The following is a 26371-nucleotide window of genomic DNA, read 5'->3' as shown; positions in this document are numbered from 1 at the left end:
GCAGATAAAATCATTTGACTTGCAAACGAGAATGATTATTATTGCATGCAGCTGGTCGCGAGATCAGTCGATTGTCCAAGTGACCTTAGGTCGGTCTCTTGGACTCTCTCCTCATCAGGCTAATCACGGTTTTTTACCCGGCTTTTTGCCGGGTTTTTTTTGCCAGTTACTCTGGCTTTTCCTTCAGGCTAATGAAGTCTTTAAGGTGCTAAAAATTCGATGGCGCGGATGATATCAAAAGAATATCGGTTGGCAAGAGAAGCCCGGCATCATTGGGCCAACCTCATGTACAAATAGCACTTGAGAATCAATAGCATAGTCTCTAAGCTGCGCCTGCGTCATGGAGGACGCCCCCCTTTTCACCCTGCGATTTCCCCCGGATTTACTTCAGTAAGTCGTGTCGCTTTTGACATCACTCTTGGCTGAACAACCTGCGACTCCTCGCTCACTGTCGAGGTGACCATCGTCGCGATAATCGACTTCAGCGCCAACTGCCCCACTGGCTGACCCTGACTGTCTGTGACCACCAGTTCATCGAGCCCCGCCTCAACCAGTCTTTTGACTGCTGACTCCAGTGACGTCCCCACGGGTACGGTCAACGTCGCTGCGACTTTCACCTGAACAATGGGCTGCATGATGGCCTCGACGCCGATCACCCGCCCCCGATTCACTTCTTTGACGAAGTTGGCAATGTAATCATCGGCAGGATTCATGACGATTTCCTGTCGGGTGCCTTGTTGTACTACCTCACCATCACGCAAGATTGCGATGCGATCGCCAATGCGCAGCGCCTCATCAAGATCATGGGTAATGAACACGATGGTCTTCTTGATCTCTTTTTGCAGGTCCAGCAGCACCGACTGCATGTCCATCCGAATCAGCGGATCCAGGGCCGAGAACGCTTCATCCATCAACAGAATCGGCGCATCACTGGCCAATGCCCGGGCCAGGCCGACCCGCTGCTGCATGCCTCCGGACAGCTGATTGGGATAGTGATTTGCGTAACCCTGGAGCCCTACCCGGTCTAACCAGCCTGTTGCGATCTCTACTTGCCTGTCACGGGACATGCCCTGGATCTCCAGTCCATAAACCGCATTGTCGAGTACGGTGCGGTTGGGCAGCAGCGCGAACTTCTGGAACACCATGGAAATTTTATGTCGGCGAAACTCTCGCAAATCGTTCTGGCTCATCTTGAGCACATCCACGCCACCGACAATGACTTCGCCGGCGGTGGGTTCGATCAAGCGGTTGATATGGCGGATCAAGGTCGACTTGCCCGAACCGGAAAGCCCCATGATCACCTGAATCCCCCCGGACGGCATGCTGATATTGATGTCCTTCAACCCCAGCACATGACTGTGATTGCTCAACAGCTCCGCCTTGCTCATACCCTGTTTGACCCGCTCGATACTGGCCTGGGCCTGGTAACCGAAGATCTTGTAGAGATGCCTGATTTCGATGCCGAAATCGTTGGTCAGATTAGTGGCCATGAACTCTCTCCAAATGCTTTTGCAGTCTTCGGCCATAGGCTTGGCTGACTCGGTCGAAGATCACCGCAATACCGACAATGGCCAGCCCGTTGAAAATGCCCAAGGTGAAATATTGATTGGAAATAGCCTTGAGCACCGGTTGGCCCAGGCCTTGAACGCCGATCATCGACGCAATGACCACCATGGCCAGCGCCATCATGATCGTCTGGTTGATGCCGGCCATGATCGAGGGCAACGCCAAGGGTAACTGGACGTTTTTCAGTTTCTGCCAACTGGACGAACCAAAGGCGTCGGCGCACTCGAGCATCTCGGCGTCAACGTGACGGATGCCCAGATTGGTCAGGCGGATCATCGGCGGCAAGGCGTAGATCACAACCGCTATCAGCCCCGCGACCTTGCCGATCCCCAGCAACATCACCACCGGAATCAAGTAGACAAAGCTCGGCAGGGTCTGCATCACGTCCAGTACCGGGCTGACCAGGTTCTGCAGACGGTTGGAACGGGCCATGGCGATGCCGGTCGGCAAACCGATGACGATGGATATCACCGTGCAGACGAAGATCATCGACAGGGTCTTCATCGTGTCGGACCACATGTCCAGATACCCGATCGCCATCAGTGTGAACACGCAACCCAGGACAATTCTCCAGCTGCGGCTGGCGAACCAGGCAATCAAGGCGACCAGCACAATGATGATCGGCCATGGCGTTGTGGTCATGAACCTTTCGGACTGATTGAGGAAAATCTGCAATGGCTGGAAAAAGGCTTCGAAGCTGTCGCCGTAGGTGCTGGTGAAGTTCCGAAAGGCGCCATCGATGGCCTTTTTCAAGGCCCGGAGTCTTTCGTCCTCCATGTGTGGAAAGCTGAGTATCCACTCCATGACATTCCCCTTTTGTAGAAGACCATTAGAAAGCTGGCAGGTCGTTTCAATACGTGGGTGTTTTTATTGTTATCGGTGCGCGAGGCTCGATGCAGCGCGCGAAGGCGAGCTGCATCGACCCCAGTGGATTAAAGCGCAGCCTTGATCTTGCCGCTGGCTTCAGGGGTGACCCATTTAGTCCAGAGCGCCTCGTTGTTTTTCAGGAAATACTTGGCGCCTTCCTCACCGGTGGCCTGGTTGTCAGTCATCCAGGCAATCAGTTTATTCACTGTCTCATTGGACCAGGCGCGCTTGTTCAGGTACGCCATGACCGTTGGCGAGCGAGCGGCGAAGGATTTGGTTGTGAGGGTGTAGACCCGATCAATCGGCCAGCCATTGGGTTTGGGATCAGGACAGTCGGCGACGGTATTGCAACGTTTCCACTCCGCGGCATCGATCGGATGTCCATTGTCCAACTTCACCATCGGGTACTTACCCAATAAAGCGGTCGGCTCCCAGTAAAACCCCAGCCAGGGCGCCTTGCGCTCGTAGGCCTTGGCGATGGAGCCATCCAGCGCGGCGGCTGAACCGGTGTCCACCAGCACGAAACCGGCCTTCTCGAAGTCGTATGCCTTATAGAACTGACTGGTGACCACAGTGCCGCCCCAACCCTGCGGGCCGTTGTAGATCGCGCCTTTTTTCTTGTCGTCAGGGGCCGGGAACAATTCGGGATGCTTTTTCACATCCTCGAAGGTTTTGATGTCCGGATGGGCGTCGGCGATGTACTTCGGAATCCACCAGCCTTGCGAGCCACCGTCGGATAACGAGTTCGCTGCCTGGATCAGATTGCCGCTTTGAATGCCGGTCCTGGCGACTTCCGGAACCAGGTCGATCCATCCTTCGGGCGCGATGTCAGGCCGGCCCTTCTCGACCATGGAGGTGATGGTCGGAACCGTATCCCCAGTGACCAGATCGGCATTGCAACCGTATCCCGCATTGAGAATCAGCTTGTCGACGTTGGCCATGACTTCAGCCGATTGCCAGTTCATGTTGGCAATCGTCACATCACCACACTCGGAGGCTGACACCCAACCGCTGAAGGCAACGATGCCGAGTGCAAGTCCCGTCTTCGAGAAAGACTTTAAATTCATAAACGCTAACCTCGATTGCGGCCAGAGTTAAGGAGGGCCAACTACCGCGTCATTGGACCTTCTTTCGTGTCAGCAGAATGGGTAAAGGGACTCATGGAATTGGCGACCGAAGCCGCTGAGTCCAGACCTGCTTTTATTGTTTTATCGAATCCGCTGGCGAGCATGGCGTCGAGGCCCGCCGCCGTGACACCGCGATAGCTGATGAGCGCCTCCAGGAGTTCGTCGACGGAGTGCCCATTGCCAATCAACTGGCTGGCTTGCACCACCACTGCATGGGAAGCGCGCTGGGCGATCGCCGGTGGCAAGCCGCTGCTCATGGCATGCTGAAACAGGCTGCGAGCCAGCAATGCCGGGTAAGCTGGTCCTGTTCCCACCAGCGCCGTCAGGTAGTTCAAATGACTTTCGCTGAAGACTTCATCGGCACCACCAAAGGTTTCGAACAAGCGTTGAGCGAACGCTTTCTGCTCTTCGCTTACCTCTTGAGTCGCCAACCAGGGCGTATAGGATTGGCCGATTTCGGCGGCGGCGTTGGCCATGGCGCGAATCACCTGCCGACTGCCGGTACGCTGCGCCACATCTTGCAGAGAAACGCCTGCCATCAAGGAAATCACCAACCGGTTTTCAGCGAAGATTTCTACCTCGGCAAACTGCTCGGGACGCACGGAGACGATGACCACCTCACAGCGCTCCACCAGTTCCTGGTTGTCGCGCGTTATCGTTACCTGCGACCACTTGGCAACGGGCAGCGGGTTGCTTGCGCTGCGGTTCGAAAGCACCAACGCACCGGGCTGGACAAAAGCCTTGTCGAGCATCGCCAGGGCAATCGAACGGCCAAGCCATCCCGATCCACCGATAATGCCTATCGTGGGTTCTTCGCACATGTGAACCTGCCTTCGTCAGTCAGACGTTGCGATCAGTCCTGGGTAGACGATGAAACCTCATCCATCACATACCCATGGCGGGAGTAGAAGCGTTTCAGTTCGCGCTCCAGGGGTTCCTGGCCAGTGAATATCTTCACGTACTCGGGAATCCGCCGCATTCGCTCCCCGATATCCTCTCGGGTGTTGGTGCTGATGTAGCCAATCTGTGTCAGGTATATCGTCCGGGCCCGCACATCGGCCCCCTCGAATGTGTAGTCGAAGCGCATGAACATCCGGATCAGGGCTTCGCGTCGGGCAATGTCGGCAACGCGGATATGCTCGGACACTTCAGCGGACTGCAAGGCCCAACTGCGCATGGCAAATTCGAACTGTGAATCGAACAGATCGGAGTTCAGCCAACAGTCGAAAACGTTAAGCATCGCCTCTGCAATGCTCTCGGCATAACACTCGGTCTGGGCGACCAGATTACCGGTGTTCTTCACCCGCCAGCGCTCGATCAACGCGGCGAGCAGCTCCTCGCGATCCTTGAAAAACCAGTAAAAGCTGGTTCTCGACAACCCCAGTTTTTTGGCCAGCGGCATCACCCGCACCGTGTCGACTCCGCACTCGGTCAGGCTTTCATAAGCTGCGTCGAGCCACCCTTCCAGCGACCCTCTCCAGCCGGTTTCTACTGCTTTGGTTTGTTCGTTCATGGCTCGATCCTAGCCGCTCAAACAACACCACGCAAGCAAAATGTACACCTGTGTCCGGAGTGTTGACATAGGTGTACATTTCACCCTAACGTAATTTCAACACAGGTCCTTGCCCGCTTTCGGAGAGTCTTGACGATGCTGAATGATCCGCTCCTCCAGCCCTATCAGTTGAAGCACCTGACTTTGCGAAATCGCATCATGACCACCGCCCACGAACCGGCTTATCCCGTGGACGGCATGCCCAAGGAGCTCTATCGCGCCTACCACGTGGAACGGGCGAAGGCCGGCGTGGCCTTGACCATGACCGCCGGGTCCGCTGCGGTTTCCCGGGACAGCCCGCCGGTGTTCAACAACATTCTGGCCTACAAGGACGAGGTGGTCGGCTGGATGCGCGACTTGAGCGACGCCTGCCACGAACATGGCGCGGCCGTCATGATCCAGTTGACGCACCTGGGTCGGCGCACGCGCTGGGACAAGGGCGACTGGCTGCCCGTGGTGTCACCCTCGTTCGAGCGCGAAGCCTCCCATCGTTCCTTCCCGAAGAAGATGGAAGACTGGGATGTGGAACGCATCATCAAGGACTATGCCGACGCCGCCGAACGGATGAAGTTTGCGGGCCTGGACGGCATCGAACTGCAAGCCTACGGGCATCTGATGGATCAGTTCTGGTCGCCACTGACCAACGACCTCGATGCCCCGTATGGCGGCTCCATCGACAACCGACTGCGTTTTACCTTCGAGATCCTCAGCGCCATTCGCCAGCGCGTCGGCCATGAATTCATCGTCGGCGTGCGCTATACCGGCGACGAGTTGATGCCTGGCGGGCTGACCGCGGCTGACGGCCTGGACATCTCCAGGCGCTTGAAAGACAGCGGCATGGTGGACTTTCTCAACGTTGTCCGCGGCCACATCGACACCGACGCAGGCTTGACCGACCTGATTCCGATCCAGGGCATGCGCAACTCACCGCACCTGGACTTCGCGGGAGAGATTCGCGCCGCCACCGACTTCCCCACCTTTCACGCGGCGAAGATTCCGGACGTGGCCACCGCCCGCCATGCCATCGCCTCGGGCAAGATCGACATGGTCGGCATGACCCGCGCGCACATGACCGATCCGCATATCGTGCGCAAGATCATCGAGGGGCGCGAAGAGGATATTCGCCCTTGTGTCGGGGCTAATTATTGCCTGGACCGGATCTACCAGGGAGGTGCTGCCTATTGCATTCACAACCCGGCCACCGGCCGTGAAACCAGCATGCCCCATGACATTCCCAAGGCGGCGAGCAAACGCAAGATTGTGATTGTCGGAGCCGGTGTCGCCGGGCTGGAAGCAGCGCGAGTGGCGGCCGAACGCGGCCATGAAGTGGTGGTGTTCGAAGCCGCCAACCAGGCCGGCGGTCAGGTTCGGCTCACCGCGCAATCGGAACGCCGGCGAGAAATGATCAGCATCGTCGAGTGGCGCATGGCCCAGTGTCTGGCGCGCGGCGTCAGCTTCCGTTTCAATACCTGGGCCGAGGCCAGCACCGTCCACGACGAAAACCCGGACGTGGTGATCATCGCCACCGGCGGCCTACCCCATACCGAGATACTCTCGGCTGGCAATGAGCTGGTGGTCTCCACCTGGGACATTATTGCCGGGGATGTGAAACCCGGGCGCAATGTCCTGCTGTTCGACGACGCCGGTGATCATGCGGGGCTGCAGGCGGCCGAGTTCATCGCCAGAAGTGGCGCAAAAGTAGAAATCATGACGCCGGACCGGACCTTCGCGCCGGAAGTCATGGCGATGAATCTGGTGCCCTACATGCGCTCGCTGCAAGCATTGGACACCACCTTCACCGTCACCTTCCGGCTGCTCGCCGTCGAGCGCGAGGGTCAGGATCTGCTGGCAACGATCGACAGCGATTACGGCAGTGCGCGCAAGGTTCGACGCGTGGATCAGGTGGTGGTCAATCACGGCACCCGACCGCTGGACGACCTGTATTTCGAACTGAAATCCGCTTCCAGCAACGGCGGCGTGGTCGAACATCAGGACCTGATCGTCGGCAACCCACAACAGGTGGTGACCAACCCGGATGGCCGATTCCAGTTGTTTCGCATCGGCGATGCAGTGTCGGCGCGCAATACCCACGCCGCGATCTACGATGCCTTGCGACTGGTCAAGGATTTGTAAAACGAACTCAGGTGAACAACATGCCAAGCGATGAAACACCCTCATGGAGAATTGCCGGGATAAACGGCATCCAGGGACCGGTCGAAGGCTCCCTCTATTACGCCTCCTCGATGGATGACTGGTTGCCGACAAAGGCTGAAGGCTTCTGGATCAAACCCCTGTTCGAGGACAGCGAGCGCGGCGAAAAAACGCTATTGATGAAAGTCGACCCCGGCGCCCATGTCGCCAGTCATACCCATGAAGGCGAGCTGGAGCAACTGTTCGTATTGCAAGGTTCCTTCTACGATCAGAACCGCACACTGAACGTCGGCGACTACTGTTGCCGCGCCCCGAACGCGGCACACAGTGCAGGCTCAGTGCAGGGGGCCACCCTGATGGTGATCTATACACGTCGATGAAGGTTTCACTTCACCAGCCGTGTTTCCCTGGAAGGTCGGTAGCCAAAATACGAGCTGTAGCATTTGCTGAAATGGCTGGGTGAAACAAAACCACAGGCAACCAGCACATCGACCTGGGAAAGCTCCGTGTGCTGCAGAAGCCGCCGCGCTTCGGTGATCCGCAATTCCAGGTAATACCGCTGCGGAGTCGTGCCGAGTTGATCCTTGAACAAACGCTCGAGTTGTCGACGAGAGCGGCCTGCATAGACCGCCAATTGCTCCAGCTCCAGAGGCTCTTCGAGGTTGGCATCCATCAGCTTCACCACCTCACGCAACGGCGCGCTGAGGCAGATGTTTTCAGTGGGTTTTATGCGTCGGTAGCGAGACTCCTCAAAAGCCAGAATGTCCTCGATCCCCTCGACGAGGGCCTTGTCGTGCAGGCTTTTGATCCAGTCCAGCGCCATATGGAATGCGCCTGACGGACTGGAAGCCGTTAACCGGTCTCTATCAATGATGTAGGGCTCGCTACTGACCTGCGTCGCCTTGCAAAAGTCCGCCAGTGCGGGGCGATGTTCGGGGTGAATGGCGCAACGGTAACCGTCAAGCAATCCTGCCCTCCCCAGGAACCATGCACCATTCCACAACCCGGCCAGGCTGACACCCAGGTCTGATGCCGTCCTGAGCAGGTTGATAAACCCGTCGCCGGCTTTGAGTTCTGTCCTGTAGCCACCGCAAATGACCAGCAAATCCAGCGCTTTAACCGCTGAACAATCGATACGGGCGTCTGGCCGAATCACCAGGCCCAGATCGCTGATGACCTCCCCATCGTTCAAGCCGAATGTTCGGGAAGAAAACGAGTCGGGCCGTAGCAGATTGGCAGTGACAATCGTATCCAGCGTCTGGGTAAATGCGGGCAGTGAAAAATGCTCGAGCAGCAAAAATCCTACCCGCATCGTTAGCTGGATCTCACCGGGGCGCTCATTGAGATAACGAAGGTTTTTCCCCTTCATGCCTCCGCTGAATTGGCGTCGTTCGATCAATATTCAGTCCACTCCGTTACGTAAACGAACCTGTCATTTGGTATATAGATCCAGCGTCATGATGTGACGGATCAGGCCAGCTGAAAGCCGTGACGCAGAGGGTCGTTATCATCGACAAAAATGGTGTTGTGTCCGGTAATCTGCGCCCAGCCACCAATACTGGGGCGTATGCCATCGAAGGTTCCGACCTTTACCGACGCCTCGACTTTGCCCTCGAAGATCGTCCCGATCAGACTTTCATTGCGGAACGAATCACCCACTTTCAACCGGCCTTTTCCAAACAACTGAGCCATCCGCGCAGAAGTACCCGTGCCACCGGGAGAGCGGTCAATGGCCTTGTCGCCGTAGAACACCGCACCGCGTCCATCGGCTGCCGTGGTGTGTTCGTCATCGCACCAGATGACATGGTGCACGCCACTGATTCTGCTGTTTTCGGGGTGAACAGGATCACTGACTTCAGCCAAGGCCAAGCGCAGCTTTTGACTCAAGTTGACGATGTCTGCCGTGGTCAAGCCTTTCAAGCCGGCCCAGTTCTCCTGAGGCTCGACGACCGCATAAAAATTTCCACCATAGGCGATGTCCACGATGAGCTCGCCCACGCCCGGGACATCTACCACCACATCGGCACTGTGCAGGTAGCTCGCGACGTTGAACAGGCGAATGGAATCAACATATTCACCGTTCATTGTGTAGTCGACATCCACACGTCCTGCCGGCGTCTCGATGGCCAGCTTGCCGGGTTCGCGCGGGGTGATCAGCCCTTCTTCGATCACCACGGTCGACAGGCCGATAGTGCCTGCCCCACACATGGGCAGGCAGCCGCTGACTTCAATGAACAAGGCACCAAAATCACAATCATCACGCGAGGACGGATAGATGATGACGCCAGACATGATGTCATGCCCCCTGGGCTCAAACATCAGCGCGGTTCGTACCCAGTCATGATCGCGAACAAAAATCTCTCGTCGCTCGGCCATCGACACCGACGGCAACAACGGACCACCGCCCGCCACCACCCGAACCGGATTGCCGCACGCATGTGAGTCGATGCAAAAAAAACTGCGTCTCATACTGGAACCCTTCAAACAAGATTGCGCGGGGAATGACGCTGCAATGCGCCGCGTGACAGACGATCCAGAAGCAGGGCCACAGCGACAATCGCCAGCCCGGCACGCAGCCCCAGGCCCATCTCCATTCTTGAGAGGCCTCTCGTGACTTCCGCACCGAGGCCTCCCGCACCTACCAGGCCTGCCAACACCACCATGGCCAAGGACATGAGGATGCATTGGTTCAGACCTACCAACAGGGTCGGTGCGGCCGTCGGCAGTTCAATTTTGAACAAAATGTCCTTGGGTGAAGCCCCTGACGCCTGCCCCAACTCAAGGAACTCTTTGGGTAATTGCTTGAAGGCAAGAGTCGTCAGTCTGAGCATCGGCGGAATGCCGTAAACGATGGTCGCGATAATGGCCGGCACCCGTCCCAGGCTGAACAGCATGACGGCGGGGATCAGGTAAACCCATGGCGGCACCGTCTGCATGATGTTGAGGATCGGCAGGAACATTTCGTCGACCCGTTTCACACGTGCAGCCAGTACACCGAGCGGAAACGCGATGGCTACCGAAATCAATACCGCCACCGAGACCAGCGCAATGGTCTGCATGGAGGCTTCCCAGAGGCCGGAAAACAGGCAAAAAGCCAACATCAAGCCAGCGAATACTGCGACGCGTTTGTTGGCGAAAAAAAACGCTGCAACGACGACAATGCCGATAAACACGTACGGGTGGGGAGCAAGCAACGCTGCCTCTACTGCCCCCAGTACCGCTTCAATGACCTGGCTGATCCCTTTGAACACGCCATGCAGATTGGCGTTCAGCCAGTCAACGGCAGGTGCCAGGAACTCGCCCGGGGAAAACTGGATGTCAGGGGTACTCATTGGCTGTCTCCCATCCGCGATTGCGCAGCGTGTTGCGCCAAGCGATCAAGAATCATGGTCAGAATGACGATGGCAATGGCGGCATTGATCGACTTGGCGATATCCAGTGTCCGGACAGCGCCATAAATCGACTCACCCAGTCCGCCGGAGCCCACGATGCCAGCGATAACGACCATGCCGAATGCCATCATCAGGCTCTGATTCACCCCTGCCATGATGCTCGGCTTGGCGAATGGCAGACGAATCTTGAAAAACATCTGCCAGCCGGTGACACCACTGGCATTGCCCAGCTCGATGAACTCCCGTGGCGTCATGCGAATCCCCAAAGAGGTCAAGCGGATAGCGGGCGGTACGGCGACGATAAAGGTAGCCAACAAAGCCGTGGCCGGGCCGTAACCCAGTAGCGCGATCGCCGGCAATAGATAGATGTAGGGAGGCATGGTCTGGATCAGATCCAGAAACGGATCGACAACTCGATCAACCGATGGCGCGAGACCGGCCAGCACGCCTAATGGAATCGCGACGACCAGTGCGAGCACGGTCGCCGTCAGCACCAGGGCAAGGGTACTGACCGTCTCGGGCCACAAGCCGATCACGTCGCAAAACAACAACGCCAAGCCTGCAAGAATACCGAATCGAACGCCAACGACCCGCCAGCCGATCAGCGCAATGGCTATCGCGATGACGTAATACGGTGGATAGGCAATGCACCAGAGAACACTTTTATAAACGCCCGTCAGCAATGCGTTGACGCCGTCGAACAAAAATTCTCCATGTTCCGATAGCCATTCCAGACTCGAGTCGACGACCGAATCGAATTGATCGGAAAAGTTCGGAATGCTCATGTCGATGCCTCCAGAACACTATCGGCTGTCGACGCCGAGAACTCATTCGGAATGCCTTGTACGCCACGAAGCAGATCACGCGTCGTAATGATCCCGACCACGACCCCGTTATCAATCACTGCAAGTGCGTCGCGCTCGGACTTAATCGTCAATCCGATCAGCTCGTTGATGTCAGCGCCGAGCGAAGTTTTGCCAAGCCTGGAAATGTCGCATCCTGGGTTCGCCGCTTTAAAAGGCTCGACCGGTGTCATGACCGAGCGAGCTTTGACGAGGTGAAGCCTGGATATACCCGCCACAAACTCCGCTACATAGTCGTCAGCCGGATTGAGGACGATCTCCTCGGCGGTGCCTACCTGAATGATCACCCCATCCTTCATGATTGCGATGCGATCACCGATGCGGATCGCCTCATCCAGGTCGTGAGTAATAAAGACGGCGGACTTGCCCAACTCCTTGGTCAGCTGCCGAAACTCATCCTGTAACTGCCTGCGAATCAACGGGTCAAGCGCACTGAAAGGCTCATCCATCAAAATCACTTCGGGGTCGGCGGTAATGGCCCGTGCCAGGCCCACGCGCTGTTGCATACCGCCAGACAACTCGCTGGGATAACGCGAAGACCAATCGCTCAACCCCACCTTGGCCAGCGCCTGCTCGGCCACTTTGTAGCGTTCGGCTTTGCCCACGCCTTGCACTTCAAGGCCAAAGGCCGTGTTCTCCAAGACCGTCCGATTGGGCAGCAAAGCGACACTCTGAAAGACCATGCCGATGTGACGTGCCCTGACGTCACGAAGCTGCGCCGCGGTAAGGGAAGTCAGATCCTTGCCTTTGACCAGCACCTTTCCGGAGCTTGGCGTGATCAACTTGTTAAGCAGCCTGATGAGTGTGGATTTGCCACTGCCGGACAATCCCATGATGCAAAAGATCTCGCCTCGGCGAACCTGAAGACTGACGTCGGAGACTCCGACCACACAGCCGTAGTTTTGCAGGATCTGAGTCTTGGTTAGCCCCTGCTGAACGACAGCATTCATGGCTGCAGGTGCGGCTTTACCGAAGATTTTCCAGACTGACTGGCAATCTATCAGCACTTCGTTAGTGTCTATTTTGGCCGTTGTCATTTTCATAACCCGTGAACCAGTTTTCTGGTTTCTCTAATGAATCAAAGGGCGGCAGTGGCGTAAGGCTTCAGCATTCAGTTCTTGATATTTTCCCAGCGCTTGAGCAGCTCGCTGTGGCTATCGGTCCAGCCCTTGATCGCCTCTTCCATGGTCTTGCCATCTTTGACTTCGGCATTCATCGCTGTGATATCCGTGATGGGCACATACACACTCGCCATCAATTCGCGAGCACGTGGATTTTCTGCAGCAAAGCCTTTATGGCCGATCCAGTAATAGCCTTGCAGTGGCGGGAAAATGCCTTTTGGATCTTTCAGGAATTTGAGATCGAACTTCTTGGTCATCCAGGAAGGGTCCCAGACAGTGACGACTACTGGCTCTTTACGGTCGACCGCCGATTTCAAAGCCGCCGTCATGGCCGTGGTACTGCCTTCAACCAGCTTGAGCTTGAGGTCATAGGCTTTGACGACGTTGCTAGCATCGTTCATCAGGCCAGAACCTGGTTCTATACCGATGATCTTGCCGCCCAGTTTTTCTGAATTGGCATTTAGCTGATCGATGGAATCAATGTCGACGTAACTGGGTACTGCAAGTCCTTGATACAGCCCGAAAGAGACGGGTGATAATTTCTCGATCTTGTTCTTGTTCTTGTTCCAGTAGTCGTTCGCCGCGTAGTCCGTTTGGGAGGCCAGAACCTGAACGTCACCCTTGCTCAATGCAGCATAGGCAATACCCCACTCGGAAAACTCGACAACTTTTACGGTATAACCAGAGTCTTCAAGTACCTTCTTGGTTATACCGGTAATTGGCGTCAAGTCTTCCCAAGTCATAGTACCCATGACAATTGTTTTTTCTTCTGCGTGGACTGGCAAACTAAATAAGCCGGCCACAGCGACAGCGCAGATTGCCTTCCAAATCTTTTTCATGGCGAACTCCGAGATACGGTTATAACTAGAGATTAGACTTTTATGAAATAAAAGCCGGATGTTTAAAGCACTTCAGCCCTCCCGCCCTGCCCTCAATGCCTGCCAACGAATAACCGAGTTGACACCCAACTTTGTTATTAACTTGGGTGGCAGCCAGCTTGGCCCTGGCATTTGACTGAAACTGTCTAGAACCCTTGAGTGCGCGCCGCTGGCCAGTTCGGCAGCCATCACGCCAGCCAAGGTACTTTTAACCGTTCCCAGGCCGTTTTCGCAGCAGGCCGAATAGAGGTTTTCTTCTATTTCTCCAAACGCTGGCGCGCTGTTACGGCTCAAGCAAAGGCGCCCGGCCCAACTGAATTCCAACGGAGTTGATTTCAACTCGGGGAAACGTGCATCCAGCGAATGACGTTGTTCTTCGGCCACGGCAGCAACACGCATGGGCGTTACTTGAATACTGGGGTCATACGTAAACTTGGTACGGATAACAATGCGCGAAAGCCCGTTTGAAGTAATCTTGCGAAGCGTCGCCCCCATTGGATCAGCGGGTAGCAAAGCCCATCGATCATTGCCTGTCACTGACCTGTCAAACTCATCATGGCTGTAGGCAGCAGTCATCGAAGCGTAGGTAAATACGTGCAGCAGACGCCCCTGAAAATGGCCGAAGTCTTCGACGTGGCCATTGACGGCCAAAATCACTTTCGGCGCATTCACAACGCCACGATGAGATTTCGCCTTCCAGTTGTTGCCCGATTTGGTCAACTCGATAATCGGTGACCGCTCATACAGGCTGACATTTTTATCCAGCCCGAAGGCGAGATCCCTTATGTATTGGGCGGGCTGAATCATCACCGCACCGGGCGTATACAGCCCACCGTGGTAATAACGCGAACCGGTGATCTCGTGCATGTGCGCGGCATCCAGCAACTCGTACTGTTCGCCGATGTTTTTCAGTGAATTGGCATAATTGTCATTAAGCTTCATCCCGCGCTCGGTTGCCGCCGCGTTTATCTTCCCCGAGGGGTCGAAGGTGTCGGCAGACATGCCGTACTCCCGTGCGGCGTCAGCGGCAAAAGCAATGGCAAAGCGGTTCTGCGCAATTTCCAGCGCCGTTGCAGACTCACCGGCCACCGAGTATTCCCCGGATGAAAGACTGTGCGGCACATCGATCATGAAGCCGGAGTTTCTGCCTGCCGGGCCCTTGGCGACTTCATGGGCGTCAACCACCGCAATACTGTCGCCGGGATGCAACTGGGACAACCGGCGAGCGGCGGAGAGACCGGCAAAGCCTGCACCGATAATCAGCCAGTCCGCCGTCACGTTGCCATCAAGCATGCGGACAGGCGCAGTGCGGGTGGAAATGGCCTCCCAACCTGAAACCCCGGTATCTACCGGAAGGCGCTTGATGGTATGGGTGCTCATTTTTCAGTCTCTTCATCCGACCGATCAGAGACATCGATCCAGATGGTTTTGATTTCGGTGTACTGATCATGGGCAAAAATGGATTTGTCCCGACCACCGAAACCCGACTCTTTGTAGCCGCCGAATGGCGTGGACGCATCGCCCTCACCAAAGCAGTTCACCGTGACGATGCCGGCGCGAATTTCCCGCGACAACTTGATCGCCCGGCGCAGGCTGGCGGTGTAAACCGAGGCGGCCAGGCCGTACACCGTGTCATTGGCCAGGGCAATGGCTTCAGAGAGCGTGTTGAACGTGGTGACCGAAAGAATCGGGCCGAAGATCTCTTCCTGGAACAATCGATTGTCCCGAGCTACGCCGTCAATCACGGTCGGCTCTACGAAGGCACCGTCTTTGGTCGAGCCGCCGTAAACAACCTCAAGCTTTCCAGCGGTGGCATGCTCCAGGTATGACTTCACTTTGGCGAAATGCTCCGGGCTGACCAGCGACCCTACGCGGTTTTGTGGATCCAGGGGGTCACCCATCTTCCATTCGCGGATGTAGGCACCCATGCGCTGGAGCAACTCGTCTTTCACAGACTCGTGGACGATCAGGCGCGAGGTCGCGGAGCAGTTTTCGCCCATGTTCCAGAACGCACCGTTGACAACATGCTCGGCCACACGATCCAGGTCTTCGGCATCGTCCATCACCACGGCAGGATTTTTCCCGCCGCACTCGAGCACGATGCGTTTCAGGTTTGAATCGGCGGCGTAATGCAGAAAACGGCGACCGGTCGCGGTGGAGCCGGTGAAGCTCACCATGTCGACATCGTTATGCAAACCGATGGGCTCGCCGACCTCTTTGCCCGTGCCGGTGACAATGTTGAGCACGCCTGCGGGAACGCCCGCTTCAAACGCCAGTTCCGCGACCCGTAACGTTGTCAGGGTGGTTTGCTCGGCGGGCTTGATGATGACCGAACAACCTGCGGCGAGCGCCGGGCCGATTTTCCAGGCCAGCATCAGCAAGGGGAAGTTCCATGGCAGGACGCAGCCGACCACGCCAATCGGCTCGCGGACAACCATGGTCAGCGCGTCACTGCCCACAGGCGCGGTGTTGTCATAAATTTTATCGATCAACTCTGCGTGCCAGCGCAGCGTATGAATGGTGTCAGGCACATCGACCAACTGACACTCACTGACGGGTTTGCCGCTGTCGAGACTTTCCAGGACTGCCAGTTCGTGTTGATGGCTCTCAAGCAGGTTCGCGAAGTTCAGCAGAACAGCTTTGCGCTCCCTGGGAGAAATCGATCTCCACCGACCATCCTCAAAAGCCTCTTTGGCGTTACTCACCGCAACGTCGACATCCTCGGATGAACAGGCAGCGACATTAGTCAAAAACTCACCCGTCGCCGGATTGTTCGTGGCGAAGGTCTTGCCAGAGATGGCGGGTTTGAACGCACCGTTGATAAAAGCGTTGGAAGGAAACGAAATACTTTTAGCAATGTCGGCGTATTCGGCCTTGCTCAGAAGATCAACCATGGCTGGCTCCCGAAGTAATGTTTGCAACGTTGCGTTTCAGTTCGGCGATGACCGAATCAAGGCCGTGCTTTTCTTCAGGATCCAGAGGCTGAAGCGGTAACCGCACATCCCCTACTTTCAATCCTGCAACCTCGCAACCGTACTTGATCGACTGCACGAACTTGCCACCGTCCAATGCATTCATCAGCGGCATCATCGCCGACATGATCTGACGGCCTTTATCGAAGTTCTTTTCGATCACACAGGCTTGGTAAAGCGCTACGTGTTCTTTTGGCAGAAAGTTGGAACCTGCGCACACCCAACTTCTGGCGCCCCAGGCAAAGAATTCGAGAGCCTGATCATCCCATCCGCATGACAGGGCGATGTTCGGATATTCGCGAGCGAGCAGATGCACACGGCCCATGTCGCCAGAACTTTCCTTAATGGCCACGACGTTTTTCGATGCGCTCACACGGGTGAGGTAATCCTCGTCCATCGAAACGCACATGCGACCCGGGTAGTTGTAAAGCATGATCGGCAGGTTGGCCGCACGATCGATGGTCAGCGCGTGGATCGCGTTTTCCTTGGAGGTCGGCAGCGCATACGGTGGAGAGGTGACGAGAATGGCGTCCGCCTTGATCGCCTTGGCATCTTTGGCGTATTGCACTGCATCTTCGGTGCGAATGGCGCCAGTACTGACGATCAACTGCACACGCGTGCCGATGACATCTTTGGCGTAAGCGGCAAGTTCAGTGCGCTCTTCTGCGGTCTGCGCATAATATTCGCCGGTCGATCCGCCGATAATAATGCCGTGTACCTTCGCCTCGATCAGCGACTCCAAGACTTCGGAGTACACGCTCCAGTCTATTTCCCCATCAGGCTTGTGAGGCGTTACCGCTGGCGTATAAATACCTTCAAATTTCAAGACGATTTCTCCGGAGATGATTGACGTGGAATGTCAACGAGCGCGTCGGCCTTGATGCCTTGGGGCGCGATAAAAATCTCCATGTTTGCCCGGGACAGTTCCCAGTGTTCAAACACGAGATCAACTACGGCATCTTCATCGCGGCGTTCAATGGCCTCGATAAAAAAATCATGGTGCCCCGCAGACAGTTCAAGACGTTCTTCCATGTCCTCATTTTGAGGTCGGAAAAATGTATTACCGATACGCGAGTGATCAATGAGCAATCTTTCGAGACTGGGTTGGAGATATTGGTTGCCCGCCATTTCGCCCATGATTGCGTGAAAGCGATTGTTCTCGACGACCATCCCCAGCGCATCCCTTGAGGTGGTGGCAATGCGGAACCGGTGCTGCGTTTCTTTCAAATCGATCAGTTGGCGCGGCTTGAAGTTTTGAACAGCCAGGCGGCCAATGGCTGCGTACATCATCGGTGCAACCAGAAAGAAATTTCGCAGGGTCGAGTGATTCATTGGAATGACCCGAGCGCCCCGATTTTCTCGAATATCGACATAACCTTCACCGGCCAGGCGGCGAAAAACTTCTCGGACGGGCGTCCGGGATAAGCCATAACGTTCACTGAGAATGACTTCATCCAGCGCTTCGTCAGGGTCCAGTTCCATCGTCAGAATTTGACGTTTCAGGTCTTCGTAGAGACTTGTTTTGCCGTTTTTCACAAACGATCTCCAGAGGTAATTTCGCTGTCAGGTGCAGCTGACTGATGAGTCGAGACTCGCACGGGTTTTGGGGTCGGTCAATAGATTGTATTTCTTATGTATACATACAAAAAACATAAAAAATACATGCAGATTTTTGATTTTTTCTTTTAAATTCATCTATTTATATTTTTTATCGCAATCAAGCTGGTCGCTTACAGGAAAGAATGTCGTCGTTTTTAGAATGCTTTTTCCTAGACCGTTCGATAATAGAGCTTATTACCAAGCGCACTTTTATAGAGGGCGGTTGACCCGGTACGACATTGCGCAACGCGTTTGCGACGCGCTGTTCAAGAAGTCATGGGCCTTCACTCATTGCTGGTTGAAGCCCGTCTTTCAGAAGGTGAACCACGGGCGAGGTTCCTGCACATCTCGGCGAGTAGCGGAATGGGCGAGAGCATGTCGCTCCGAAACAACTGCAACGGCATGCAGGGTCCTATCGTGATTGTCGCTGCGCATCACTACTGAATGGCGACATCACGTCGATAAGGATTGCCGAAACCATGAATGCTCCATCGCCATTGTTAAAACTCAATGCAAATCACGGCGAGCGGGTGGCCACCCGAATTGCCTTTCTCATCGCGGGTCTCGTCATGTCTGCCTGGGCCCCTCTGGTTCCTTTGGCAAAAGAACGTACGGGGTTGGACGATGGCGGTCTGGGTTTGCTGCTACTCGGCTTGGGAGTCGGGTCTATTGCGGCCATGCCTTTTGCGGGCTATCTCACTGCGCGCCATGGCTGTCGACCGGTCGTTATCTGGTCGACCGTTGCACTATGTGCGCTGCTGGCGCTGTTGAGCAGTGTGGCTTGGCTGCCAGGGCTGGCATTGGTCGTGCTGGCCTTCGGTGCAAGCATGGGCATGCTTGATTGCGCCATGAACATACAGTCGGTCATTGTCGAGAAAAACAGCGGGGAGGTCCTTCAATCCGGCTTCCATGGGCTTTACAGTGTTGGTGGCATAGTGGGCGCCGGCGCGATGACCGTCTTGCTCACCTTGGGCCTGACACCCTTGCTCTCGGTGCTCTGCATTGTTGCAACCGTATTGGCAGCGCTCTACAGAGCTGCACCTGCGTTGCTGCCGTATGGGACGGAAAAGGAAGGGCCGCTGTTTGCGGTGCCCAGAGGCATCGTTCTTCTCTTGGGGTCGCTCTGCTTCATCGTGTTTCTCACTGAAGGCGCGATTCTCGATTGGAGTGCGATCTTTCTGGTCTCAAGCCGGGGAATGGAAGCCAGCTATGGTGGATTGGGCTATGCATGTTTCGCCGCAACCATGACAGTGGGACGACTGACAGGCGATGCCATCGTCACCCGGCTTGGCGGTGTGCGCGTGGTGATGCTTGGCGGACTTTGTGCGGCAATGGGCTTCGTCGTATCACTGGGTTTCGATGGATGGCCTGCGTCACTGATCGGTTACGCCCTGGTAGGAGTCGGCTGCTCCAACATCGTCCCTGTGCTTTTTACGGCTGCAGGCCGACAGCAAAGAATGCCGCAGGGCGTGGCTATCCCGGCCATCATCTCCATGGGTTACGCAGGCATTCTCTTAGGGCCGGCATTTATTGGTATGGTCGCTCATCTGAGCACCTTGTCATTCGCTTTGAGCGGTCTGGTCGTTCTGCTGATTTTTGTGAGTGCGACAGCTCGATTGCTTCGACATTAATCAAACCCGCACCCTTTCAGGATCAACCATGATGGGTAGTGAAGAAACCAATAAAAAGGTCAAGGGTTACCGCCGGCTGATTCCCTCCATGACAGCATTGATGGAGTTCGAGGCCGTCGCGCGATTGAGCAGCTTCACGCTGGCCGCTCAAGAACTGGGAGTGACCCAGGCTGCAGTCAGCAAGCAGATCAAATACCTGGAAGAAACCCTGGGCACCAGGTTATTCCATCGACTGCACCGCGCCATCAAATTAACCAGCGAGGGTTACGTGCTGTATTCGGTGGTCTCCGAATCCATGCAGCGCATGGCGAGCGTCTTTGACAAGATATCCGAGGGCATTCCCGAACAGGAATTGGTGCTTGCCTGTACTGCCGCGTTTTCGCAACTACGAATCTTGCCCAGGCTGAGCGCATTGCGCCTGTCGCAACCCAAGCTGCAACTGCGCTTGATCACAGACAACCTCAATACAGACGTGAGTCGACAGGATGTCGATATCGCCGTGCGCTTCGGGAATGGCAAATGGGAGGACGGCACTTCGATTTTGCTGTTTGACGAAGATGTTTTCCCAGTGTGTTCGCCGGCCTGGTTGAGCACTCATCCCGCACCAGTCTCTGTCGATGACTTCCTGCACATGGATCTCATCGATTCGGAAACAACGCTCGAAGGCTGGATGACCTGGAACAGCTGGTTCAAGGAGCTGGGGCACAGTCGCCCGAAGATCAATTACAGCCTGCGTTGCAGCAGCTACAACGATACGGTTCAGGCAGCCCTGCGGGGGTATGGGATTGCCTTGGGCTGGAACAGGTTACTCGGGCCCATGCTCCTCAGTGGAGAGTTGGTGCGTATCACGTCTTATGTGGTCAAGCCCAAAGAGGCTTATTACCTTGTTGTTCCGAACGGTCGAGAAATAACCCCATTAGTTCATGCCCTCGTCGAATGGCTGCGAGATGAATCGGTATCAACTCACTGAAGTTCTTCGCATAACTTTTAGATATGCCAAGGTGAAAATTAAGCGCATTGACGCAAACATGTACCATTTCGATACTTGCCTCACTATCACCTGCTGATGTTCCAGATCGCCCCCGTGAGGCAATAATGACAACTATCGTCGAGCAATCCCAACAAGAGCTTGTTAGCGCACGCACACCCGGCCATGGCATGCACGGGGCGTTATTTGGTCGCCAAGACATATTCGAAACCGACGTCGATATCTTTTTCACCAAACATTGGATTTTAGTAGGCGTCACAGCTGATATTCCCGAGCCCGGGGATATTTCAACCATCGACATAGGCAAGTCTTCGATCATCGTCGTACGCGACGACGATGAGCAGGTGCAAGCGTTTCGCAATGTATGCCGTCACCGCGGAGCGCGCCTGAAGCCGGCCGGTAAATCGACCATTGGCCTGCTGGTGTGCCCCTACCATCAATGGACTTACGATCTTGACGGCAGTCTGAAACATGCCGCTCATATGGGAAAGGATTTCGATCCAAAGTGCAAAAGTCTGATCCCTGTTCATACAAAAGTTGTCGGTACGCACATTTTCGTTTGCCTGGGCGATCAGCCTCCAGAAGATATCGCCTATCTAGACCAAACAATGGCGCCTCGGCTAATTCCTTACAACATTACGCACTCGAAGATTGCCTATGAATCGGAAATCATTGAAAACGGCAACTGGAAACTGGTCATCGAAAATAATCGCGAGTGCTATCACTGCTCAGCGACGCATCCGGAATTAACCGCGTCTTTTCTGCCGGAAGATTTCGGTTTCTGCGCCGAAGGTCTGAGCGAAGAGTCATTGCTGGCGTTGGATGAATATGAAAAACGCAATGCGACTGCAAAACGGAACTGGGAAAACGACGGATTTATCTGCGACGCCGTTGAACACCTGGACGTAGACGCAGTGACCCAGTTTCGCACGCAACGGCTGGTCATCGCCGGCAATGGCGAGTCTCAAACGCTCGACACCCGGGTGGCCTGTACGCGACTGTTCGGTGACCTGACCCGCCGCGATCTCGGTGACGTTCATCTTTGGACTCACAACTCCTGGACGCATGTGATGAGCGATCACGCCGTGATTTCCTACATCATCCCTCTTGCCCCTGACAAGACCTTGGTGCGTACCAAGTGGCTGGTCCATGCCGACGCCATTGAGGGCAAAGACTACAACATCGATAAGCTGACCGAAGTGTGGCAAGCGACCAATCAGCAGGACGCCAACCTTGTCGCAATCACTCATAGCGGCACGCAGGATCCTGCCTACACGCCAGGGCCATTCTCGACGTTTACCGAATCTTATGTTGATCAGTTCTCCCGCTGGTACGCCGCGCGACTTACCGCCCATGGCGTATGAGGAATGACTATGACCACTTATGCAAAACCACCGGTTGCCAACGGCGCCAATACCGCGCAGAGCCTCTTCAGCGATCCTGACACCTGGAGCGCCTACGGTGCACAGTGGAACAGCGGCGAACAAAAGGTGCTGCAATGCTGCGCCGTGCGCGACGAAACCCATGACGTAAAGACCTTCATCTTTCGTTGTGCGGAATTCAGCGCAATCAGTTTTGAGCCGGGGCAATTCATCACCCTTTCGCCGATCATCGCCGGGCAAAGCGTGGCACGCTGCTATACGGTGTCATCTTCACCCACTCGCCCTTTTGCGTTTTCGATCACGGTCAAACGCGTACCCGGTGGGGCCGTATCGAATTGGCTGCACGATAACGTGCGCGAAGGCGATACGCTGCTGGCTTCCGGTCCCGCTGGCAGCTTTACGCCGGTCGGCCATCCAGCCGCCAAGCTGCTTTACTTGTCGGCGGGCTCCGGAGTAACGCCGCTGATGTCGATGACTCGGGCAAGTTTCGATATGGCCGCCAGACTGGATATCGTCTTCGTACACAGCGCGCGAACCCCGATCGATATCATTTTTCATGACGAACTGAGCCAAATGCAGACCAGCATGCCTGGCTTGCGCGTCCTGAATATCTGCGAAGGGCTCGGCGTCGACACGGATTGGAGCGGTCCCATCGGCCGCCTGAATCTGGCTTTCCTCAGCGAATGGGTACCTGACTTCAAGGAGCGAGAAGTGTTCACCTGTGGGCCGCAAGGCTACATGGATGCGGTCAAGTCTCTACTCAAACAGGGAAGCTTTGATTTCCAGCACTATCACCAGGAAAGCTTCGATATCGCGGTGCTGGACACAGAACCCCTCCTGGAGCAGCCGTCCATCCTTGATCAACGGGAGGACGTATTTACAGTCACGCTGTCCCGCTCAGGTAAAACCTTCAGCATGCCAGGCAATCAGACGCTGCTGACGGCTGCAAAAAAGGCCGGTGCCATCGTCCCCTCCTCCTGCAGCCAAGGGGTGTGCGGCACCTGTAAAACAGCAGTGCTGCAAGGCACGGTCGAGATGAACCACAACGGCGGTATCCGCCAGCGTGAAATCGACAAGGGGCTGCGCTTGCTCTGTTGCAGCAAGCCTACGTCAGATCTCGTCATCGATTTGTAGCCAGGGCCGTCCGTCAGTGCGCTGTGGCTTGCCGGTGGAGATACCAACGGCAACCTATAGCGCCAGGCGATTTTTTCCAGCCGCCTAATCTCTTTCCAGCGTGTAAAGTAGCAGCCATAAAATCATATTCAGGAACCGACTATGAGCGTGGCCAAATCTTCCTTCGACATCAGTGCAAACTTTGACAGCGGAAACATCGAAGTGCTGGATATCAGCAATCCGCTTCAAGCGTTGCTGGCCATCAAACCCGACACCCGCAGCCAGCATTTTCAGTGGTTCCACTTCAAGGCCAGCGGCCTGCACGTTGGTCAGGAACATTGGTTTCGCCTGAACAACGCCAGCAAGTCTTCGTACAACAAAGCCTGGGACGGTTATCAGGCCGTTGCGTCCTACGACCACGTCAACTGGTTCCGCGTACCCACCATCTTCGAAGGCGACTGCCTGCGCTTCAGCCTCGAAGCCACCGCCACCCACGCCTGGTTTGCCTATTTCGAACCTTACGGCCGTGGCCGTCACGACTGGTTGATCGAACAGGCCCTGACCAAGGCCGGCACCGAACTGTTGGCCACCGGCAAGAGTGCTGAAGGTCGAGACATCCAGCTGCTGCGTAAGGGCACGGGCGCCGAAGGCCGGCGCAAGGTCTGGATCATTGCTCAGCAACACCCCGGCGAACACATGGCCGAGTGGTTCATGGAGGGCGTGATCGAGCGCCTGGAAAAACACGACGACCCGGTGTTGAACAAACTGCTGGCCAGTGCCGACCTGTACCTGATCCCGAACATGAACCCGGACGGGGCCTTCCATGGTCACCTGCGCACCAACGCCATGGGCCAGGACCTGAACCGCGCCTGGCAAAGCGCCAGCCAGGAGATCAGCCCGGAAGTGCTGTTCGCTCAACAGCAGATGGAAAAGTATGGCGTCGACCTGTTCCTCGACGTCCACGGTGATGAAGAAATCCCGTACGTGTTCACCGCCGGCTGCGAAGGCAACCCGGGCTATACGCCGCGAATCGAAAAACTCGAAGAACACTTCCGCAGCCATCTGAAACACCTGACCAAGGATTTCCAGACCAAGCACGGCTACACCCGCGACGAACCGGGAAAAGCCAACATGACCCTGGCCTGCAACAGCGTCGGCCAGAAATTCGACTGCCTGTCGTTGACCCTGGAGATGCCGTTCAAGGACAACAACGACTCACCGAATGCGCTCACGGGCTGGTCCGGCAAGCGCTCGAAGCAATTGGGCAAAGACGTGTTGACCACCATCGCTGACATGGTCGACACCCTGCGCTGATCACCCGGCCCTGTAGCAGCTGGCGAAGCCTGCGTCCGGCTGCGAAGCAGTCGCCATCAAACACCTCGGTTGACCTGAAAGACCGAGGTGTTCGTTTTTACGACTGCTTCGCAGCCGGACGCAGCCTTCGGCAGCTGCTACACGGGACGCAGGCTACGCCAGCTACTACAAGGTCAGCCGCGATCCTTGCCGCGCAACATGCTGTCCAGCACCTCATCACGCCGCACCCAGCCGTGAAACAACGCCGCCGCCAGGTGCAGCAGCACGGTGAGAAACAGCAGATACGCCAGATACCCATGCGCCTTGCGCAGGAACGCAAACACCTGCGCATTGGCCGGCAGGATCGAGGGCAACTGGAGCGAGTTGCTGATCATCACAGGGTCACCCGCTGCCGAAATCATGGCCCAGCCAAGCAACGGCAAAACCAACATCAAGACGTACAACAAAACGTGTGAGGCCTTGGCCGCCAGTGCCTGCCAGCTCGGCAGATCCGCCGGCAACGGTGGCTGTCGGGTGGAAAAGCGCACGAACAAACGCACAATCACCAGCAGCAAAATCGCAACGCCCAAAGGCTTGTGCAGATTGAGTAACCACTCATGGCGCTCGGACACCGAGGCCACCATTCCCGCGCCGATAAACAGCATCGCAATGATCATCAGCGCCATCAGCCAATGCAGCAGCCGCGCCAACGGCGCGAAATGGTTCGGTTGAGCGCTCATTGTTGAGCCTCCTGTTTAGCGGCACTCAACTGACTGACTTCACTGGTGCGGCGCAAGTAGGAATTGGCGTAACCGGCTGAGCGTGCAGCGAGCAACGGGTCGTCGGAACCTTCAATGCCGCTGGGTAGCACGAGCGGATCGTAGTTGATGTCGCGGCACTCGCCATTGAGTTGTGGCTGGGTGCGTTCAAGGACCAAAGTGCCGGCGTTCAGCACTTTGCGACCGCTTGGCCAGGCCTTGCTGGCGTCGTTGACCGGATCCTCCGGGTTTGCCAGCGTGATCTGCAACTGCCAGCGTAGCGGCCCGGCTGACAGGCGCTGAACCAGATCTTTCTCAAGAAAATCACTGCCCTCAGGCGCTGTGGCACCCGCCGCATCCTGCGCCACTGGCACCATGTTCCAACGCACTGCCTGGCGTTGACCGGCGGCGTTCACCAAGTAGAACGCGTTGACGCTGTTGTACGTCTCTGTCGCGTAGCTGGCCGACGGCTTGGCGGTTTTGATCCAGGCCAGAAACGGCGCAGATTCGGGATGAGCACCGAAGAATGCCGGGACCGCCGCCGGGTTGGGTTTACCGGTGGCCGGATCCGGCGACTGGGCTTGCTGCAACTGATAAAACGCCTCAGGGGTGCCCACGGGGAATACCGGCATGCTGTTCATCCCGGTGCGCCACTGTTGACCGTTGGCCTGGGTGAAACGCAACGCCATGCTGCGGATCGGCACGGCGCTGTCGGGTGCGTAAGGATTGCCGGGGGGTAAAGCGAATCGCCCGACCACCGGGGTCTTGGCGTCGCTGAACACCTGCGCACTGGAATAGCTGCGGGCCTCAGCGGTGCTTTCGAAATACCCGATTACGCACACACCTTTGGCGTGATTACGGCGGAAACCCGGGTGTACGCCGTTGTTCTTTTCCAGCACGTTGATCAGCGCTTTCGGCGTCAGGCGCTGTGGGTCGAGTGTGCCATTGACGTAGGCAAAGGCACCGGCCAGCGCGGCGACCACGACCGCAATGCCAGTCAAACGCAGTGTCAGGCTTGCGGCACTCAGCGGTGGCCGGGTGGGCGGTGATGAGCGATCTACCATGAATAACTCCAGGGCCGTCGGCCACAAGTGAGAAGAATCAAGCAGACGTACCCC

At 56.2% G+C, this 26371-nt stretch carries 24 protein-coding genes; 7 read left to right on the top strand and 17 right to left on the bottom strand.

What is annotated here, in order from left to right:
• Positions 1-359 precede the first annotated feature (359 nt).
• The 5 genes from PMI22_RS10525 to PMI22_RS10545 all read right to left on the bottom strand — a co-directional run bounded on the left by PMI22_RS10525 (position 360) and on the right by PMI22_RS10545 (position 5073).
• Positions 360-1490: a quaternary amine ABC transporter ATP-binding protein gene (locus tag PMI22_RS10525; RefSeq protein WP_007946942.1), complete on the bottom strand. Its 1131-nt coding sequence runs from the start codon at positions 1488-1490 to the stop codon at positions 360-362.
• Positions 1480-2343: an ABC transporter permease gene (locus tag PMI22_RS10530; RefSeq protein WP_202949218.1), complete on the bottom strand. Its 864-nt coding sequence runs from the start codon at positions 2341-2343 to the stop codon at positions 1480-1482. Before PMI22_RS10530 ends, PMI22_RS10525 begins: the two co-directional genes overlap by 11 nt.
• Positions 2344-2498: 155 nt before the next feature.
• Positions 2499-3500, bottom strand: a complete 1002-nt coding sequence (locus tag PMI22_RS10535) for an ABC transporter substrate-binding protein (RefSeq protein ID WP_007946939.1) — start codon at positions 3498-3500, stop codon at positions 2499-2501.
• A 41-nt stretch (positions 3501-3541) separates the two neighbouring features.
• Positions 3542-4381, bottom strand: a complete 840-nt coding sequence (locus tag PMI22_RS10540; protein ID WP_007946938.1) for a pyrroline-5-carboxylate reductase family protein — start codon at positions 4379-4381, stop codon at positions 3542-3544.
• A 32-nt stretch (positions 4382-4413) separates the two neighbouring features.
• Complete coding sequence (locus PMI22_RS10545; RefSeq protein WP_007946937.1) at positions 4414-5073, bottom strand: TetR/AcrR family transcriptional regulator; 660 nt, start codon at positions 5071-5073, stop codon at positions 4414-4416.
• A gap of 135 nt (positions 5074-5208) precedes the next feature.
• Here PMI22_RS10545 and PMI22_RS10550 point away from each other — a divergent pair, with 135 nt between their 5' ends.
• Both PMI22_RS10550 and PMI22_RS10555 read left to right on the top strand, forming a co-directional pair.
• Positions 5209-7245, top strand: coding sequence for an NADH:flavin oxidoreductase (locus PMI22_RS10550; protein WP_007946936.1), 2037 nt, complete (start codon positions 5209-5211; stop codon positions 7243-7245).
• Between the two features lie 20 nt (positions 7246-7265).
• On the top strand, positions 7266-7643 hold the full coding sequence (locus PMI22_RS10555) for a cupin domain-containing protein (RefSeq protein WP_007946935.1): 378 nt from the start codon (positions 7266-7268) through the stop codon (positions 7641-7643).
• Positions 7644-7648: 5 nt separating this feature from the next.
• Here PMI22_RS10555 and PMI22_RS10560 read toward each other — a convergent pair whose 3' ends face one another.
• The 10 genes from PMI22_RS10560 to PMI22_RS10605 all read right to left on the bottom strand — a co-directional run bounded on the left by PMI22_RS10560 (position 7649) and on the right by PMI22_RS10605 (position 18025).
• The gene (locus PMI22_RS10560; RefSeq protein WP_033049397.1) at positions 7649-8632 is read right to left on the bottom strand and encodes a GlxA family transcriptional regulator; all 984 of its coding nucleotides are present in this window, start codon (positions 8630-8632) and stop codon (positions 7649-7651) included.
• A gap of 101 nt (positions 8633-8733) precedes the next feature.
• The gene (locus tag PMI22_RS10565) at positions 8734-9732 is read right to left on the bottom strand and encodes a 4-hydroxyproline epimerase (RefSeq protein ID WP_007946932.1); all 999 of its coding nucleotides are present in this window, start codon (positions 9730-9732) and stop codon (positions 8734-8736) included.
• 11 nt (positions 9733-9743) lie between these two features.
• Entirely contained in the window at positions 9744-10595 is an 852-nt protein-coding gene (locus PMI22_RS10570) for an ABC transporter permease (protein ID WP_007946931.1), read from the bottom strand.
• Complete coding sequence (locus PMI22_RS10575) at positions 10592-11440, bottom strand: ABC transporter permease (RefSeq protein ID WP_007946930.1); 849 nt, start codon at positions 11438-11440, stop codon at positions 10592-10594. The genes PMI22_RS10570 and PMI22_RS10575 overlap by 4 nt, the downstream gene beginning before the upstream one ends.
• The gene (locus tag PMI22_RS10580; protein WP_033049402.1) at positions 11437-12555 is read right to left on the bottom strand and encodes a quaternary amine ABC transporter ATP-binding protein; all 1119 of its coding nucleotides are present in this window, start codon (positions 12553-12555) and stop codon (positions 11437-11439) included. Before PMI22_RS10580 ends, PMI22_RS10575 begins: the two co-directional genes overlap by 4 nt.
• 74 nt (positions 12556-12629) lie before the next feature.
• Complete coding sequence (locus PMI22_RS10585) at positions 12630-13478, bottom strand: glycine betaine ABC transporter substrate-binding protein (RefSeq protein ID WP_007946927.1); 849 nt, start codon at positions 13476-13478, stop codon at positions 12630-12632.
• Between the two features lie 72 nt (positions 13479-13550).
• The gene (locus PMI22_RS10590) at positions 13551-14897 is read right to left on the bottom strand and encodes an NAD(P)/FAD-dependent oxidoreductase (protein WP_007946926.1); all 1347 of its coding nucleotides are present in this window, start codon (positions 14895-14897) and stop codon (positions 13551-13553) included.
• A complete protein-coding gene (locus PMI22_RS10595; protein WP_007946925.1) occupies positions 14894-16411 on the bottom strand; it encodes an aldehyde dehydrogenase in 1518 nt (505 codons plus the stop codon). The genes PMI22_RS10590 and PMI22_RS10595 overlap by 4 nt, the downstream gene beginning before the upstream one ends.
• On the bottom strand, positions 16404-17315 hold the full coding sequence (locus PMI22_RS10600; RefSeq protein ID WP_007946924.1) for a dihydrodipicolinate synthase family protein: 912 nt from the start codon (positions 17313-17315) through the stop codon (positions 16404-16406). The genes PMI22_RS10595 and PMI22_RS10600 overlap by 8 nt, the downstream gene beginning before the upstream one ends.
• Positions 17312-18025 carry a GntR family transcriptional regulator gene (locus PMI22_RS10605; protein WP_007946922.1) on the bottom strand — a complete coding sequence of 238 codons (714 nt, stop codon included), beginning with the start codon at positions 18023-18025 and terminating at the stop codon, positions 17312-17314. Before PMI22_RS10605 ends, PMI22_RS10600 begins: the two co-directional genes overlap by 4 nt.
• 542 nt (positions 18026-18567) lie before the next feature.
• Between PMI22_RS10605 and PMI22_RS10610 the strand changes: the two genes are divergently transcribed.
• From PMI22_RS10610 to PMI22_RS10630, 5 genes are all read left to right on the top strand, one after another.
• Positions 18568-19719, top strand: a complete 1152-nt coding sequence (locus PMI22_RS10610) for an MFS transporter (protein WP_007946921.1) — start codon at positions 18568-18570, stop codon at positions 19717-19719.
• 31 nt (positions 19720-19750) lie between these two features.
• Positions 19751-20689: a LysR substrate-binding domain-containing protein gene (locus PMI22_RS10615; protein ID WP_033049394.1), complete on the top strand. Its 939-nt coding sequence runs from the start codon at positions 19751-19753 to the stop codon at positions 20687-20689.
• A gap of 125 nt (positions 20690-20814) precedes the next feature.
• Positions 20815-22071 (top strand): aromatic ring-hydroxylating oxygenase subunit alpha, encoded by a 1257-nt coding sequence (locus PMI22_RS10620; RefSeq protein WP_007946918.1) that lies wholly within the window; start codon positions 20815-20817, stop codon positions 22069-22071.
• A gap of 9 nt (positions 22072-22080) precedes the next feature.
• Positions 22081-23223, top strand: coding sequence for a hybrid-cluster NAD(P)-dependent oxidoreductase (locus PMI22_RS10625; RefSeq protein ID WP_007946917.1), 1143 nt, complete (start codon positions 22081-22083; stop codon positions 23221-23223).
• Positions 23224-23364: 141 nt separating this feature from the next.
• Positions 23365-24516 carry a M14 family metallopeptidase gene (locus tag PMI22_RS10630; protein WP_007946916.1) on the top strand — a complete coding sequence of 384 codons (1152 nt, stop codon included), beginning with the start codon at positions 23365-23367 and terminating at the stop codon, positions 24514-24516.
• Positions 24517-24689: 173 nt separating this feature from the next.
• Here the strand turns inward: PMI22_RS10630 and PMI22_RS10635 are convergent, their stop codons facing one another.
• Positions 24690-25235, bottom strand: coding sequence for a cytochrome b (locus PMI22_RS10635; RefSeq protein ID WP_007946915.1), 546 nt, complete (start codon positions 25233-25235; stop codon positions 24690-24692).
• The gene (locus tag PMI22_RS10640) at positions 25232-26317 is read right to left on the bottom strand and encodes a catalase family peroxidase (protein ID WP_007946914.1); all 1086 of its coding nucleotides are present in this window, start codon (positions 26315-26317) and stop codon (positions 25232-25234) included. Before PMI22_RS10640 ends, PMI22_RS10635 begins: the two co-directional genes overlap by 4 nt.
• Between the last annotated feature and the right edge of the window lie 54 nt (positions 26318-26371).

It is taken from the genome of Pseudomonas sp. GM21, from assembly GCF_000282215.1.
In the GTDB taxonomy this organism is placed as follows: domain Bacteria; phylum Pseudomonadota; class Gammaproteobacteria; order Pseudomonadales; family Pseudomonadaceae; genus Aquipseudomonas.
This window is presented reverse-complemented; position numbering and strand designations above follow the sequence as displayed.